The following is a 13765-nucleotide window of genomic DNA, read 5'->3' on the forward strand; positions in this document are numbered from 1 at the left end:
CGGGCGTTGTCGCATCCGGAGGCAGAAAACTCGATCTCGGCGATTCCACTGATCGCCGAAAAGCGCTACCTGTCCGCCCCATGACAGGACCCCAATCAAATACCGTGCACGTGATCGGCGCAGGCCTTGCCGGCTCCGAAGCCGCCTGGCAGGTGGCCAAATCAGGCGTGCCCGTGGTGCTTCACGAGATGCGGCCGACCCGCATGACCGAGGCACACCGCACCGATGGGCTTGCCGAGCTCGTCTGCTCCAATTCGTTCCGCTCGGACGATGCCGCCAACAACGCCGTCGGCCTGCTGCATGCCGAGATGCGCCGCCTCGATTCGCTGATCATGCGCGCAGCCGACGCCAACCAGGTGCCCGCCGGCGGCGCGCTGGCGGTGGACCGCGACGGCTTCTCAGCGGCCGTCACCAAGGCGCTGAACGATCATTCCCTGATCGAGATCGCCCGCGGTGAGGTCGCAGGCCTGCCGCCGGCCGAGTGGAGCAACGTCATCGTTGCGACCGGCCCCCTCACTTCGGCGCCGCTGGCCGACGCGATCAGAGAGTTGACCGACGAGAACGCCCTCGCCTTCTTCGACGCGATCGCGCCTATCGTGCACCGCGAATCCATCGACATGTCGGTGGCCTGGTTCCAGTCGCGCTACGACAAGGTCGGCCCCGGCGGCACCGGCGCCGACTACATCAACTGCCCGATGACAAAGGAGCAGTATGACGGCTTCGTCGCAGCGCTGGTCGCCGGCGAGAAGACCGAGTTCAAGGAATGGGAGACCAACACGCCCTATTTCGACGGCTGCCTGCCGATCGAGGTCATGGCGGAACGCGGCCCCGAGACTCTTCGCCACGGGCCGATGAAGCCGGTCGGCCTCACCAATCCGCACGATCCCACCACAAAGGCCTACGCGATCGTGCAGCTGCGCCAGGACAACAAGCTCGGCACGCTCTACAACATCGTCGGCTTCCAGACGAAACTGAAATACGGCGAGCAGCAACGCATCTTCCGCACCATTCCGGGGCTGGAGAAGGCCGAATTTGCTCGCCTTGGCGGCCTGCATCGCAACACCTTTCTCAACTCGCCAAAGCTGCTCGACGGCCAGTTGCGCCTGCGGGCGCAGCCGCGGCTGCGCTTTGCCGGCCAGATGACGGGCTGCGAGGGCTATGTGGAATCCGCCAGCGTCGGCCTGATTGCCGGTCTCTATGCGGCAGCGGAGGTGCGCGGCGAGACGCTTGCGAGTCCGCCGGTCACGACGGCGCTCGGATCCCTGCTTGCCCACATCACCGGCGGCCATATCGAGACCATCGAGCCCGGCACGCGCTCGTTCCAGCCGATGAACATCAATTTCGGCCTGTTCCCGCCGCTCGCCAGCGCACCGACGAAGAAGCCCGACGGAAGCCGGCTGCGCGGGAACGAGAAGACGGTGGCCAAAAAGCAGGCGATGAGCGCGCTGGCGCTCGCCGATCTCGATCGCTGGATCGCCGATCACCTGCGCATTGCCGCCGCGGCGTGAGTTTTCGATGAACCTTCCCAAAGACGACGCCGCAACACTCTCGGCGCGCTGGACCGAGGGCGTGCTGCTCAAGCGCGACGTGTTCTCGACCGTCGAGCGCGGCCGATTCCGCGACGATGACGGCGAGGTCGACGCGGTGCTGCGCCGCCTCGACGAGGTGCCGTGGTGGTCATTCCTTTTGGCGCGCCATCTGTTCGCCCGCGAGACGCATGCGCTGGCCCTCGCCAAAGGTCTCGATGTCGGCCCGGAGCTGCTGTGGGCCGGACGCCGCGCGCTGGTGCGCAGCTTCGTCGACGGTGTCGCGCTGCATCTGGCGAAACCACATGGCGACCTCGCCTATTTTCGGTCAGCCAAGGCCGCGCTGCGACGGCTGCGCCGCGCCGGTATCTGCCACAACGATCTTGCCAAGGAACAGAACTGGCTGGTCGGCCGCGACGGTCGCGCCTATGTGACCGACTTCCAGCTCGCGGCCTGCTTCGACCGTCGCGGCCGGCTTTACCGCGTCCTGGCCTATGAAGATCTCCGGCATCTGCTCAAGCACAAGCGCTCCTACGCGCCGGAGGCGCTGACGCCGCGCGAGCGCAAGATCCTGGCGAAGAAGTCGTTCGCCGCCAGTCTGTGGCTCGCCACCGGCAAGAAGGTCTATCGGGCAATCACGCGCGGCCTGTTCAACTTCACCGACCGTGAAGGCGGCGGCCGAAGGCTCGTCAACGACGCGCCGGTGCTGGCGGAACTGATCCGCAAGAACCCCGCCGTGCGCGACACCGCTATCGTCGCCTTTGCCGATCGACGCTCCGGTGTCGGGCTCTATGCCTTCGTCGAAGCCGATCAGGCCGCGCTCGAAGGCCAATTGCGGAACGAGCTCACAGCCGCCAAGGGGCCGAAGCCGCCGGAACACATCCAGGTCGTGCACGCGCTGCCACGCAACGCCGACGGCAAGCCGCGCACAGAGATCCTGCAACTGGTCGCCATGAACCAGCTCGATCTGATCGAGCCCATGATGAAGAACGACCAGGACCGTGCTTTCCTCAAGGACATCCTGGAGCAGCGCAAGAACCTGCGCGACCGCTTCAATTTCGAGGCCGACCTGCCGGCGGGCTAGCGTGGATCACGCCTTGAAGCGTCCACATTGGCGATAGAGAAGCGATCCGATAATTCGAGCTTGGCGGGGGGACTTGGCGGGGTCATGGGCACTCGGGGGACGATGATGCATCGTGTGGTTGGCGGCCTGATCGCCGGCCTTCTGCTGTTCGCCACCACGTCCGCAATGGCCGAATCCCCCGCCGACCTGATCTCCAGCTTCCGCCTCAAGCATGGTGAGGTCCGCGTCGTCCGCGATTCGACCCTCGACCGCATCGCCATGGACCAGGCGCGCGCGATGGCGACGAAGGACGACCTCAGTCACGACGCCCTCGGCCCGTTCAACCGCCGCGTCGCACCCGCCGGCGCAGGCCGCGCTGCCGAGAACATCGCCTACGGCTACGACAATTTCGAGAAGACCCTCGGACAATGGATCGACTCGTCCGGTCACCGCAAGAACCTGCTGCTGCACAACGCGTCTCGCGTCGGGATCGCGAGCGCGAAGAACGCCAGCGGCAAACGCACCTATTGGGCGATGGTGATCGCCGGCGACTACGAGCCGAAGGGCAAAGGCAAAGGCAAGAAAGACGGGGAGCCTCTGGTTGCCGTGAAGCGCGAGGCCGCGCCTGCGAGCAAGCCGAAATCCAGCGGCTGCCACATCAAGCTGCTCGGCCTCTGCATCTGAGATCAAGCCCAGCCATCTTGCCCGCTTCCCTCGACGCGTTTAATCCACGCACGAGGGTCGCGAGACGCGGAGGCATGGATGATGGATATCGACCGAATTCGTCGCGAGACGCCGGCTGCCTCTCGGCTCGCCTATCTTCATAACGCGGGCGCGGCGCTGATGCCGGCGCCGGTGGTTGCGGCGATGAAGGAACACATCGACCTCGAGAGCGAGATCGGAGGCTATGCCGCTGCCGATCGGGAGTCGCGCCGGCTTGAATCCGTTTACGGCTCGGTCGCCCGCCTGCTGAATGCCGCGCCTGATGAGATCGCGCTCATGGAGAACGCGACGGTTGCCTGGCAGATGGCTTTCTACGCGCTTCAGTTTCGCGATGGCGATCGGATCCTGACCGCGGAGGCGGAGTACGCGGCCAACTATGTCGCCTTTCTTCAGGTCGCCAAGCGCACAGGCGTCGCGATCGACATCGTGCCGAGCGATGCCAGCGGCGAACTCGACCTCGCCGCGCTCGAACGCATGATCGACGAGCGCGTGAAACTGATTGCGATCACCTGGGTTCCGACCAATGGCGGGCTGGTCAATCCCGCAGCAGCCGTCGGCAGAATCGCGCGAGCACGAGGCATTCCTTATCTCCTCGACGCCTGCCAGGCCGTGGGACAGATGGCGGTCGATGTCGAGGCCATCGGCTGTGACATGCTGTCGGCGACGGGCCGCAAATTCCTGCGCGGCCCGCGCGGCACCGGCTTCCTCTACGTCCGCCGGGCAATGCTGCACCAGCTCGAACCGCCAATGATCGACCACTTCGCCGCACCCTGGGTCTCCCGGGACGCTTATCGGCTGCGTGACGATGCGCGCCGCTTCGAGACCTGGGAGAACAACTACGCAGCCCGGCTTGGGCTCGGCGCCGCCGTCGATTATGCCCTTGATATCGGGATCGGCCCGATCGAGCGGCGTTGCCGCATGCTGGCGGACCGCCTTCGGGGCGGCGTTGCGTCCATTCGCGGCATCAGAATTCGCGACCTCGGACGCGCTCCGGGAGCCATCGTCAGCTTCACGGTGGAAGGGTACGAGGCGGAAGCGGTCGTCAGCGGCTCGGCCGCAGCCGGCATCACGATCGGTGCCTCAGATCCGTCGAGCACGCGCATCGATGCCGAAATTCGCTCGCTGCCGCCGGTGGTGCGCGTCTCCCCGCATTACTACAATACGGAAGCCGAGATCGATCGGCTGATCGCCCATTTGGCGGGTTTGACGCCGCGATAGCGGCGGGCGCGCAGAGCTCAGGTACAGCGCGCACTCAATCCGGATGCGCCAAGCTTCGCCATGACCTCGTCGAGATGGGCGCTGTCGCGGGTCTCGATCACCAATTGCAGCAACGTCGCCTTGGCCGGAAGATCCGAAAACGTGCGCTGGTGCGAGACCTCGATGATGTTGGCGCCGGCCTCGGCCAGCAGTGCCGCGACCGCAGCCAGTTGGCCGGGCCTGTCGGGGATGTCGAGCGACAATTGGGTGAGCCGCCCCTCGCGCGCCAGCTCGCGGGTCAGGACCGATGCGATCAGACGTGTGTCAATATTGCCGCCGCTCAGCACCAGCCCGACCTTCTGGCCGGCGAAACGGGACGGGTCGGACATGAGCGCGGCGAGGCCGGCGGCGCCGGCGCCTTCGACGACCGTCTTCTCGATCGAGATCAGAGTAGCGACCGCGCGCTCGAGCTCGGCTTCGTTCACCAGTGCGATATCGTCGACGAGGCGGCGGACGATTTCGGCCGTGATCTTGCCGGGCGTTTTCACCGCGATGCCTTCGGCGAGCGTGTCGCCGCGTGCCGGCAGATTGCCGTCGTGGATGGCGTTGTACATCGAGGGGTAGAGCCAGGCCTCGACGCCGAGGATCCGCAGCGACGGCTTGATCGATTTCGCAGCAATGGCGATCCCGCTGATCAGGCCACCGCCGCCGATCGGGACGACCAGTGTATCGAGCTCCGGCACTGCCTTGAGTATTTCCAGCCCGACCGTGCCCTGCCCCGCGATGACGAGCGGATCGTCATAGGGATGGACGAAGATCATGCCGCGGGCTTCGCCGTGGCTGCGCGCATACGCGGCCGCCTCCTCCAGCGTGGCGCCCGTCACCACCACCTCGGCACCGTGATGCCTGGTGTTCTCGACCTTCACCATGGGTGTGCCGACCGGCATGACGATGGTTGCGGGAATGCCGAGCCGCTTGGCGTGATAGGCGACGCCCTGCGCGTGGTTACCCGCCGACATCGCGACGACGCCGCGCGCGCGCTCGTCCGGCGTCAGCGTCGTGAGGCGGTTGAGCGCGCCGCGCTCCTTGAACGAGGACGTGAACTGGAGGTTCTCGAATTTCAGCCAGATGTCGCAGCCGCAGATATTGCTCAGCGTGCGGCTGTAGCTACAGGGCGTCTCGACGACGGCGCCGCGGATGGTCGCGGCGGCGGCATGAATGTCGCTCAGCGAGACCGGAAAGGCGCCGAGATCCGTGGCGATACTTTGGGACAACTCAGCCATGGGACAGCATAGGTCATTTGGCCGTTCGAGGCGATAAGCCAACCGCTATTTGGTAAACTTTGGGGAACGCGAGGCCCGCCACAGCGTCCACAGCGTGCGCAGCCGCGACGATGGCTGCGGCGTAAAGGGATCGCGCCCTGGCTGCGACAGGCGCTCGAGGTCGGCCCGTACCTGGCTCAAAGGCAGAAACGCTGGCCGTGCCGACACCGGCACCTCGGGCAACAGCGACAAGGCCGTGGTCAAATGCTGCTTGGCCTCGCTCGCGAGCTGGTCCAGGACGGCGCGCAAATTCGGCGTCTCCTTGCCGGCGAACACGTCCTCCATGTTGCAATTGTGGCTGGTCAGCAGCTGCTGCGGCAGGAACAATTGCCGGTGCGCCGCATCACGCGGCAAGTTCGTGATGACTTGCGCGATGCCCTGAGCCAACCCGGCATGCCGCGCGAGATGCTCGGCTGGGTCTAGGGGTGACGTCATGATCCGCGCCGCGAGAGCGAACAACGCCGAGCAGGTCGCGGCCAGATAGCCTTCTAGAGCCGTCATGGTCGGCATTGGGTCGTTGTAGAGATCGAATTGATGCTCGTCGGCGAGCAGCGACAGCGGCTCGACCGGCAGGCCGAAATCACGGATTGCGCGGAGCAGCTCCGCCGCCACCGGATTGCCCTCGGCGCTGCCATGGACCTGGCCCGACAGCATGTCGGTCCACCATTGCAGGCGGATTTCACCGGGCAAGGGCTGGCTCACCTGGTCGCGGACGCGGACGATCTCGACATTGAAGGCATAGAGCGCCAGCAGCGCGCGGCGCTCGGCAGCGGGCGCGAACAGGGTCGCGGCATAGCGCGGAAAGTCGTGGCTGCGCACGAGGTCGGCACAGAACGCAGCAGAATCCGGCGGCGGCGCGGAGCCACTCATGGCACGGCGATCAGCGCGGCCGCGACGCGCCGCCGTTCGCCGATCATGATGTTGTAGGTACGCACGGCGGGACCGGTCTGCATCGTATCCAGAACCACCCTCGCCGCTTTAAGCGCTTGGCGCAGTTCCGCCGGCGGCAGCCAGACCCCGGTTCCGGTGCCGATCAGGAGCGTGTCGATGCTGTTGGCGGACTTGAAAACTCGATCCAGCGAATAGCGGTCGATCTTCGCGGGGTCCGTTATGTCCCAGGCCCAGATCGCGTCGGGCAGGCAAAGCAGTGATCCCCGATGCGACATGCCGGCAAAGGCAAAGCCGCCCTTGCCATAAGCTTCGATCGGCGCCGAGCGTGGGAAATGCGGTGCGTTGGGATCGCCGGCCATGAGCTTCGTCCGAATGAGCTTACTGCCCTCGCAAACTCCTGCGAGGGCACGCGGTTCGGATCATGCCTTGCTTTTCTTCGCGGGCGTAGCGCTATCGACCGCATCTTCACGATGCTCGCCGACGCCGAGATAGATCAGGATCGGGGCCGCGATGAAGATCGAGGTGTAGGTACCGACCAGCACCACGCCGAACATCATCACCGCGGTGAAGCTGTGGATGGCATGGCCGCCGAACAGCAGCAGAGCCAGCAGCGCCAGCGTCACAGTGAAATGGGTGATGATCGAGCGCGACAGCGTCGAATTGATGGACTCGTTGAGGAGCTGCGGCATCGGCATCTTCTTGTAGCGCCGCAGCATCTCACGGATACGGTCGTAGATGACGACGGTGTCGTTCAGCGAATACCCCAAAATGGTCAGAAGCGCCGCGATGCTGGTCAGGTCGAAATCGACTTGGCTGATCGACATGAAGCCGATCGTCAGCACGATGTCGTGCACGTTGGCGATCATAGCGCCGAGCGCGAACTGCCACTCGAAGCGGAACCAGAGGTAGACCAGGATCGAGACGATCGCCAGCATCAGGCCGAGCATGCCGTACGCGAGCAATTCGCCCGATACGCGCGGTCCCACCACCTCGACGCGGCGATAATCGACGGAATCGCCAAGCGCAGTGCGGACCTTCTGCACGGCCTCCTGCTGGGCGGCGTCGCCGCCCGGCTGCTCCGCGACGCGGATCAGGACGTCCGCGGGGCCGCCGAATTGCTGCAACTGGACTTCGCCGAGACGCAGGCCATCCAACGTCGTACGCATCGCCGCGATATCGGCGGTGCCGGACTTGGCCTGCACCTCCAGCAGCGTGCCGCCGCGGAAGTCGATGCCGAAATTCAGGCCATGGGTGAAGAACAGCGTGATCGCGACGATCGACAACGCCGCCGAGATCGGGAAGCTGATGCGCCGAAACCGCGTGAAGTCGAAATGGGTATCGTCGGGGACGATGCGCAGCGACGGCAGCCAGCCGAATGCAGCAACCACGGTGAGAATGGCAATCAGGACGCCGAGCCCGATGAGAACGGTGTGATTCACGATCAGGCTCCTAGATCGGCACGCTCTGCGGCCGCTTCCACCGCACCCACCAGGCCACGATCAGCCGGGTCAGGGTGAAGGCGGTGAACACCGTGGTGATGATGCCGATTCCGAGCGTCACGGCGAAGCCGCGCACCGGACCGGTGCCGATGTAGAACAGCACCGCGGCAGCAATGAAGGTGGTGATGTTGGAATCGAGGATGGTCGCCAGCGCCCGCTTGAAACCGGCATCGATCGCCGAGATCGCGTTGCGGCCGCCACGCAATTCCTCGCGGATGCGCTCGTAGATCAGCACGTTGGAATCGACCGCGATGCCGACGGTGAGCACGATGCCGGCGATGCCGGGCAGCGTCAGCGTCGCGTTGAGCAGCGACAAGAGTCCGAAGATCATGGCCACGTTGATGGCCACCGCAATGTTGGCGAACACGCCGAACAGGCGGTAGGTCAAAAGCATGAAGATGATGACCAGGATCGAGCCGACGTAAGCCGCGAGCTCGCCCTTCTCGATCGAGTCCTGGCCGAGGCCCGGACCGACGGTGCGTTCCTCGACCACCGTGAGCGGTGCCGGCAGCGCGCCGGCGCGCAGCAGGATCGCGAGATCGTTGGCCGATTGCACGGTGAAATTGCCGGATATCTGGCCCTGTCCGCCGGTGATCGGTTCGCGGATCACGGGCGCCGAGATGACCTTGTTGTCGAGCACGATCGCGAAAGGCAGCCCGACGTTCTCTTGCGTGGCCTGCGAGAACTTGCGCGCACCCGACGTATTGAACTTGAAGCTCACGACGGGTTCACTGGTGCGCTGGTCAAAGCTCGCCTGGGCATCGGTCAGATCGCCGCCGGCGACCAGCACCTGCTTCTTGACCACATAGGGCGTGGGCGGCGGCGACGCGCTCATCAGAAGCTCGGATTCCGGCGGCAAACGTCCCTGCTGCGCCTGATCGGGCGGCACGGACGCATCAACCATGCGGAATTCCATCTTCGCGGTCTTGCCCAGCAATTCCTTCAGACGGGTCGGGTCCTGGAGGCCGGGGACCTGCACCAGGATGCGGTCGTTGCCCTGGCGCTGGATGACGGGCTCGACGGTACCGAGTTCGTTGACGCGGCGTTCGACGATCTGGATCGACTGCTCGATGGTCTTGCGCATGCGGTCGAGCATCGCGGCCTGCGGGATGGTAAGGCGGATCACGCCGCCGCCGGCGTCAGTCACCTCCAGGTCGCGCTGACCGCTGGATCCGACCAGTCCGCCCAGCGGCTGGGACAGCTCGCGCAGCTTAGCGAGCGCAGGCTGCAGGTCGGATTCCTTGGTGATCCGAACCTCGGCCGCGTCGTTGCGCAGGGTGACGCCGCCGGTGAAGCCGATCTTGGCATCGCGCAGCGTCCGGCGAACGTCGTCGCGGACCTGGTCGAGCCTTTCCTTCTTCACATAGTTGCCGTCGACCTCGAGCAGCAGATAGGAGCCGCCTTGGAGATCGAGGCCGAGCACGAGCCGACGCTGCGCCCAGGCGGGCCAGGTCTTGACCTGCGCTTCGGGAAAGAAGTTCGGGACCGCGCAGAGGCACACGATCAGCGCCGTCAGGATAATCCCGAGCGCCTTCCACCGCGTGAAATACAACATCGACTGGACCTGTCAGATCAGGAGATTTGAGAGACTCGCGGAAGCACTCACTTCGACGCGGCGTCTTCCTTGGCGCTTTCCTTGGATTCCTTGGCCGGCTCGCCCTTGGCGCGCACGCCGGAGACCATCGAGCGCATCTGCCGCACGCGCACGCCGTCGGCGATCTCGAATTCGATCTGGTCGTCGTCGACGACCTTGGTAACCTTGCCGACGAGACCGCCCGAGGTCACGACGGTGTCGCCGCGGCGGATGTTCTTCACGAGGTCAGCGTGGTCACGGACCTTCTTCTGCTGCGGACGCAGAATCAGGAAGTACATGATCACGAAGATCAGGGCGAACGGCAGCAGCGACATCAACATGCCGCTGGTGTCGCCGGCGCCCGCAGCCTGGGCATACGCAGGGGTAATCAGCATTCGGACGATCCTCGTGAGAACGGGGGAAAACCGGTCAGGCCCAAATGGCGACCGGTTCGGTCAAATTCGCGCGGACTATAGCGGCCATTGCCCCAATTGCAACGCTGCCAGACCGCCCTTTTAGCCACCTTGCGGCGCGCGCTCAGGCCCGATAAGGCTGCATTCTCAGGAACTTCGGACATGCCCCAAAAACCAAGCAAAAGCCCGGCCGGCAAAGGCCCCCGCACCCCTGCCACGAAGCCAGCCCGCGTCGCGGCAAAACGTCCCAAGGCGGCCCTCAAAGCGGCTTCCAAGACGATTTCCAAGACGACTTCCAAGGCCAACCAAAACGTCTCCCAGGAGCGCATCGTTCGCGCGCTGGAGATGATCGCGGCGCACCTCTCCGCTCAAGGCAAGCCCGCCGTCGAACGCGAGACGTTCAAGCAGGCGGATGCTTTCGTCTGGCACCCGGACGGCCGCCTTGCGGCGGTGCCGCGCGTCAGTCGCGTCGAACTGTTCCTGCTCAAGGGCGTCGACCGGATGCGCGACATCCTGATGGAGAACACCGAGCGTTTCGCCAACGGATTGCCCGCCAACAACGCGCTGCTCTGGGGCGCACGCGGCATGGGCAAGTCGTCGCTGGTGAAAGCAGCGCATGCCAGCATCAACGCGGAGCGCAAACCGGCCGACAGACTGAAGCTGATCGAGATTCATCGCGAGGACATCGAGAGCCTGCCCGCCCTCATGGAGCAGCTTCGCGCCTCGTCCTTCCGCTTCATCGTGTTCTGCGACGATCTCTCCTTCGACGGCAACGATGCATCCTACAAATCGCTCAAGGCGGTGCTCGAAGGTGGCATCGAGGGTCGGCCGGAGAACGTCATCCTCTACGCCACCTCCAACCGCCGCCATCTGCTGGCGCGCGAGATGATCGAGAACGAACGCTCGACCGCGATCAATCCCGGCGAAGCCGTCGAGGAGAAGGTCTCGCTGTCGGATCGCTTTGGCCTATGGCTCGGCTTCCACCGCTGCAGCCAGGACGAATATCTCGCCATGGTGCGGGGCTATTGCAGCCATTTCGGCGTCAAGGTCGACGATAATGCGCTGGAGCGCGAGGCACTCGAATGGTCAACGACGCGCGGCTCGCGCTCGGGCCGGGTCGCCTGGCAGTTCGTGCAGGAGCTTGCGGGACGGCTCGGCGTGAAGCTGGCGGCGACGTAGCGGGAGCTGTAGCCGCACTCACAATTGTCATTCCCCGCGCAGGCGGGGAATCCAGTATTCCAGAGACGGTTTTGATCGATCGAGACGCTGCGGCGTACTGGGTCGCCCGGTCAGGCCGTGCGACGACACCGCGTTTGTTGCGATGGCGCGCCCGACTTCAGGCTCACGCCCCGTTCAGGAATTGAAGCGGGTCAACCGGGCTCGATCCCTTACGGATCTCGAAGTGGAGCTGCGGCGACGCCACCTCCCCGGATTGACCCGACTTGGCAATGACCTGACCGCGCTTGATGGTATCGCCGCGCTTCACCATCAGCTCACTCGCATGGGCATATGCGGTGACGTAGCCGTTGGAGTGCCGAACCAGGACGAGATTGCCATAACCTTTCAGCTCGTTGCCGGAATAGGCAACGACACCGTCTTCAGCCGCCTTGACCGGCGTACCCTCGGGCACCGCAAGATTGATGCCGTCGTTGGACTTGCCATTGGTCTTGGCGCCGTAGCTCGTGACCACCTTGCCACGCACCGGCCAGCGGAAAGTCGGCAACGCGCTGGTGGTCTCCGCAGCTTTCGCCGGAGCTTCCGCGGCCTTCTCCTCGACATTGGCCGTGGCCTGGGCCAGGCGCGCGCTTTGCACCGGCGCGACGGCCGCCATTTTGGTGGCGGGCGCAGGCGCGGCCGCAACGGGCTGCAGCGTCCCCGCGACGGGAGCGGCTCCGACCGGAGCCGCGGCAAGCGGTGCTGCGACAGCGGCGGTCTTGGCGCCGGGCACGGCCAGCCTGGTGCCGAGCTTGAGCTTTGCAGAGGGATCGAGGCGGTTGGCGCGGGCCAATTCGGCCGCCGAGATATGGTTCTTGCGGGCAATGCTGGCGAGCGTGTCGCCGTGGTTCACGAAGTGCGTGCTTGACGGCGCGGCAACGGCCGCAACCGGCCTCGCGGCAGGCGCCAGCGCCGGGGCAGCGGCGACGGGAGCCATGAGCGGCGCGGGCGCGGCGGCCGTAGCCGGGTGCGGGATGATCAGTTGCTGGCCGGGCGAGAGCGCGCGCGGCCCCTTATAACCGTTGGCGGCGAGGATCGCCTGCGGCGTGACGCGATAGCGTTTGGCAAGCAGGTCGAGCGTATCGCTGGTGCCGACGATGATCTTGGTTCCACCGACCGGCTGGGCGGCTGCAACCGAGCGCGGCGGCACGGTGGCCGTGGTCTCGAGGTGCGGCTGCGCCGGGGGTGCGTAGGAGCCGACACCGCGGCCGCCTCCGGACACGCCGCCTGCGGCAACGGGATAGGATTGCGGCGCGGACACCGCCGGCGGCAAAGGCTGCGACTGATAATAACCGGGCTGCGTCTGCGGCCGCGAATATTGCGGCAATTCACGCTGCGGCGGCGGTGCCTGCTGCACCGAACCGGTCGATTCCTGCGCGAAGGGATTGGAGAAGTTCGACTGGGACATGCGCGACGACATGTCGGCGCTGCACCCTGCGAAGCTGAAGGAGATCAGCGCCAGCACCGCGACCTGCGGCACACGGCGCGAGTAAAGCAACTCGGCGGCAACGGACATGGTTACTCACTCGTACGCAACAGAACTGGTGTTTTAAGTAAACACGCGCCGAGTAAATAACGGCTTAACCCTCCCAATAAGATGTTGGCAGCACAGCCAATCCGGAATTCTACAGCTCCCGCGCCACGCCGGGCAGCGCCGGCACGAACCGGACCTCGACGAGTTCCTTGCGCTCGATCCCGGCTTCGGTTCGGCTCAGGCGGATCAGCGTCTGCACGCCCTGATGCGGGCCGACGGGCGCTATCAGGATGCCGCCCACCTCCAGCCGTTCGACCAGGTTGTCCGGCAGCTGCTCCATCGCGGCCGTGACGATGATGCGGTCGAACGGTCCGATATTGGGAGGCAGATTAAGCCCGTCGCCCAGCATCACCTCGACATTGTGATAGTTGAGTTTTTCAAGCCTGATACGTGCGGCTTCGGCAAGCTTGCGATAGCGCTCGACCGTCAACACCTGGCCGGCGAGCCGCGACAGCACCGCCGCCTGATAGCCCGAGCCGGCGCCGATCTCGAGCACGCGGTGCTTCTTCTGAAGCTGGAGCTGCTCGGTCATGTAGGCGACGACGAAGGGCTGGCTGATGGTCTGCCCGCAGGCGATCGGCAGCGCACTGTCGCGATAGGCGCCGTCGCGATCGGCGTCGTCGACGAATTGATCGCGCGGCACCTCCTCCATGGCCCGCAGGACCGCCTGGTCGCTGATGCCCCGACGCCTCAGCGTGAGCTGAAACATCATCTTTTCCGGCGGGTGCTGATGGGAGGTCATTGCCTGCTTGCGCTGTCTTTTGGTGTCCGGGACGCCAACCTGGGCCGCGAGATTCTTGTTCCGGCTT

13 protein-coding genes are annotated in these 13765 nt (G+C 65.2%); 5 read left to right on the forward strand and 8 right to left on the reverse strand.

Annotation, left to right across the window (positions count from 1 at the left end):
* Positions 1 to 80 precede the first annotated feature (80 nt).
* From trmFO to GWG67_RS20915, 4 genes are all read left to right on the forward strand, one after another.
* Positions 81 to 1508: a methylenetetrahydrofolate--tRNA-(uracil(54)-C(5))-methyltransferase (FADH(2)-oxidizing) TrmFO gene (trmFO, locus tag GWG67_RS20900; protein ID WP_275171190.1), complete on the forward strand. Its 1428-nt coding sequence runs from the start codon at positions 81 to 83 to the stop codon at positions 1506 to 1508.
* A gap of 7 nt (positions 1509 to 1515) precedes the next feature.
* On the forward strand, positions 1516 to 2610 hold the full coding sequence (locus GWG67_RS20905) for a serine/threonine protein kinase (RefSeq protein WP_275171191.1): 1095 nt from the start codon (positions 1516 to 1518) through the stop codon (positions 2608 to 2610).
* Positions 2611 to 2715: 105 nt separating this feature from the next.
* Positions 2716 to 3273, forward strand: a complete 558-nt coding sequence (locus GWG67_RS20910; RefSeq protein WP_275171192.1) for a CAP domain-containing protein — start codon at positions 2716 to 2718, stop codon at positions 3271 to 3273.
* A gap of 78 nt (positions 3274 to 3351) precedes the next feature.
* On the forward strand, positions 3352 to 4530 hold the full coding sequence (locus GWG67_RS20915; protein ID WP_275171193.1) for an aminotransferase class V-fold PLP-dependent enzyme: 1179 nt from the start codon (positions 3352 to 3354) through the stop codon (positions 4528 to 4530).
* A 17-nt stretch (positions 4531 to 4547) separates the two neighbouring features.
* Here the strand turns inward: GWG67_RS20915 and GWG67_RS20920 are convergent, their stop codons facing one another.
* Genes GWG67_RS20920 through yajC form a run of 6 tightly spaced genes read right to left on the reverse strand, consistent with a single transcriptional unit; the run spans position 4548 to position 10189 of the window.
* A complete protein-coding gene (locus GWG67_RS20920) occupies positions 4548 to 5792 on the reverse strand; it encodes a threonine ammonia-lyase (RefSeq protein ID WP_275171194.1) in 1245 nt (414 codons plus the stop codon).
* 45 nt (positions 5793 to 5837) lie between these two features.
* Positions 5838 to 6701: a phytoene/squalene synthase family protein gene (locus tag GWG67_RS20925; RefSeq protein WP_275171195.1), complete on the reverse strand. Its 864-nt coding sequence runs from the start codon at positions 6699 to 6701 to the stop codon at positions 5838 to 5840.
* Positions 6698 to 7081 (reverse strand): Mth938-like domain-containing protein, encoded by a 384-nt coding sequence (locus GWG67_RS20930; RefSeq protein ID WP_007590678.1) that lies wholly within the window; start codon positions 7079 to 7081, stop codon positions 6698 to 6700. The genes GWG67_RS20925 and GWG67_RS20930 overlap by 4 nt, the downstream gene beginning before the upstream one ends.
* A 60-nt stretch (positions 7082 to 7141) precedes the next feature.
* Positions 7142 to 8161 (reverse strand): protein translocase subunit SecF, encoded by a 1020-nt coding sequence (gene secF, locus GWG67_RS20935; RefSeq protein ID WP_275171196.1) that lies wholly within the window; start codon positions 8159 to 8161, stop codon positions 7142 to 7144.
* Positions 8162 to 8171: 10 nt separating this feature from the next.
* Positions 8172 to 9776 (reverse strand): protein translocase subunit SecD, encoded by a 1605-nt coding sequence (gene secD / locus GWG67_RS20940; RefSeq protein ID WP_275171197.1) that lies wholly within the window; start codon positions 9774 to 9776, stop codon positions 8172 to 8174.
* 47 nt (positions 9777 to 9823) lie between these two features.
* Positions 9824 to 10189, reverse strand: a complete 366-nt coding sequence (gene yajC, locus GWG67_RS20945) for a preprotein translocase subunit YajC (RefSeq protein WP_007610701.1) — start codon at positions 10187 to 10189, stop codon at positions 9824 to 9826.
* 180 nt (positions 10190 to 10369) lie between these two features.
* Between yajC and GWG67_RS20950 the strand changes: the two genes are divergently transcribed.
* Positions 10370 to 11386: an ATP-binding protein gene (locus tag GWG67_RS20950; RefSeq protein ID WP_275171198.1), complete on the forward strand. Its 1017-nt coding sequence runs from the start codon at positions 10370 to 10372 to the stop codon at positions 11384 to 11386.
* Positions 11387 to 11549: 163 nt separating this feature from the next.
* On the opposite strand, the gene GWG67_RS20955 is transcribed toward GWG67_RS20950, so the two are convergent.
* Positions 11550 to 12938: a LysM peptidoglycan-binding domain-containing M23 family metallopeptidase gene (locus tag GWG67_RS20955; protein ID WP_275171199.1), complete on the reverse strand. Its 1389-nt coding sequence runs from the start codon at positions 12936 to 12938 to the stop codon at positions 11550 to 11552.
* Between the two features lie 109 nt (positions 12939 to 13047).
* Positions 13048 to 13698 carry a protein-L-isoaspartate(D-aspartate) O-methyltransferase gene (locus GWG67_RS20960; RefSeq protein WP_275171200.1) on the reverse strand — a complete coding sequence of 217 codons (651 nt, stop codon included), beginning with the start codon at positions 13696 to 13698 and terminating at the stop codon, positions 13048 to 13050.
* Positions 13699 to 13765 lie beyond the last annotated feature (67 nt).

The sequence above is a fragment of the Bradyrhizobium sp. CSS354 genome (assembly GCF_029051725.1).
Classification (GTDB): Bacteria; Pseudomonadota; Alphaproteobacteria; order Rhizobiales; family Xanthobacteraceae; genus Bradyrhizobium.

Bases quoted from the DNA above. Each gene is read 5' to 3' on its own strand.
- GWG67_RS20960 (WP_275171200.1), bottom strand. From the start codon at position 13,698: ATGACCTCCCATCAGCACCCGCCGGAAAAGATGATGTTTCAGCTCACG.
- GWG67_RS20920 (WP_275171194.1), bottom strand. From the start codon at position 5,792: ATGGCTGAGTTGTCCCAAAGTATCGCCACGGATCTCGGCGCCTTTCCG.
- GWG67_RS20955 (WP_275171199.1), bottom strand. From the start codon at position 12,938: ATGTCCGTTGCCGCCGAGTTGCTTTACTCGCGCCGTGTGCCGCAGGTC.
- GWG67_RS20910 (WP_275171192.1), top strand. From the start codon at position 2,716: ATGCATCGTGTGGTTGGCGGCCTGATCGCCGGCCTTCTGCTGTTCGCC.
- GWG67_RS20925 (WP_275171195.1), bottom strand. From the start codon at position 6,701: ATGAGTGGCTCCGCGCCGCCGCCGGATTCTGCTGCGTTCTGTGCCGAC.
- trmFO (WP_275171190.1), top strand. From the start codon at position 81: ATGACAGGACCCCAATCAAATACCGTGCACGTGATCGGCGCAGGCCTT.
- GWG67_RS20905 (WP_275171191.1), top strand. From the start codon at position 1,516: ATGAACCTTCCCAAAGACGACGCCGCAACACTCTCGGCGCGCTGGACC.
- GWG67_RS20915 (WP_275171193.1), top strand. From the start codon at position 3,352: ATGATGGATATCGACCGAATTCGTCGCGAGACGCCGGCTGCCTCTCGG.
- secD (WP_275171197.1), bottom strand. From the start codon at position 9,776: ATGTTGTATTTCACGCGGTGGAAGGCGCTCGGGATTATCCTGACGGCG.
- GWG67_RS20930 (WP_007590678.1), bottom strand. From the start codon at position 7,081: ATGGCCGGCGATCCCAACGCACCGCATTTCCCACGCTCGGCGCCGATC.
- GWG67_RS20950 (WP_275171198.1), top strand. From the start codon at position 10,370: ATGCCCCAAAAACCAAGCAAAAGCCCGGCCGGCAAAGGCCCCCGCACC.
- yajC (WP_007610701.1), bottom strand. From the start codon at position 10,189: ATGCTGATTACCCCTGCGTATGCCCAGGCTGCGGGCGCCGGCGACACC.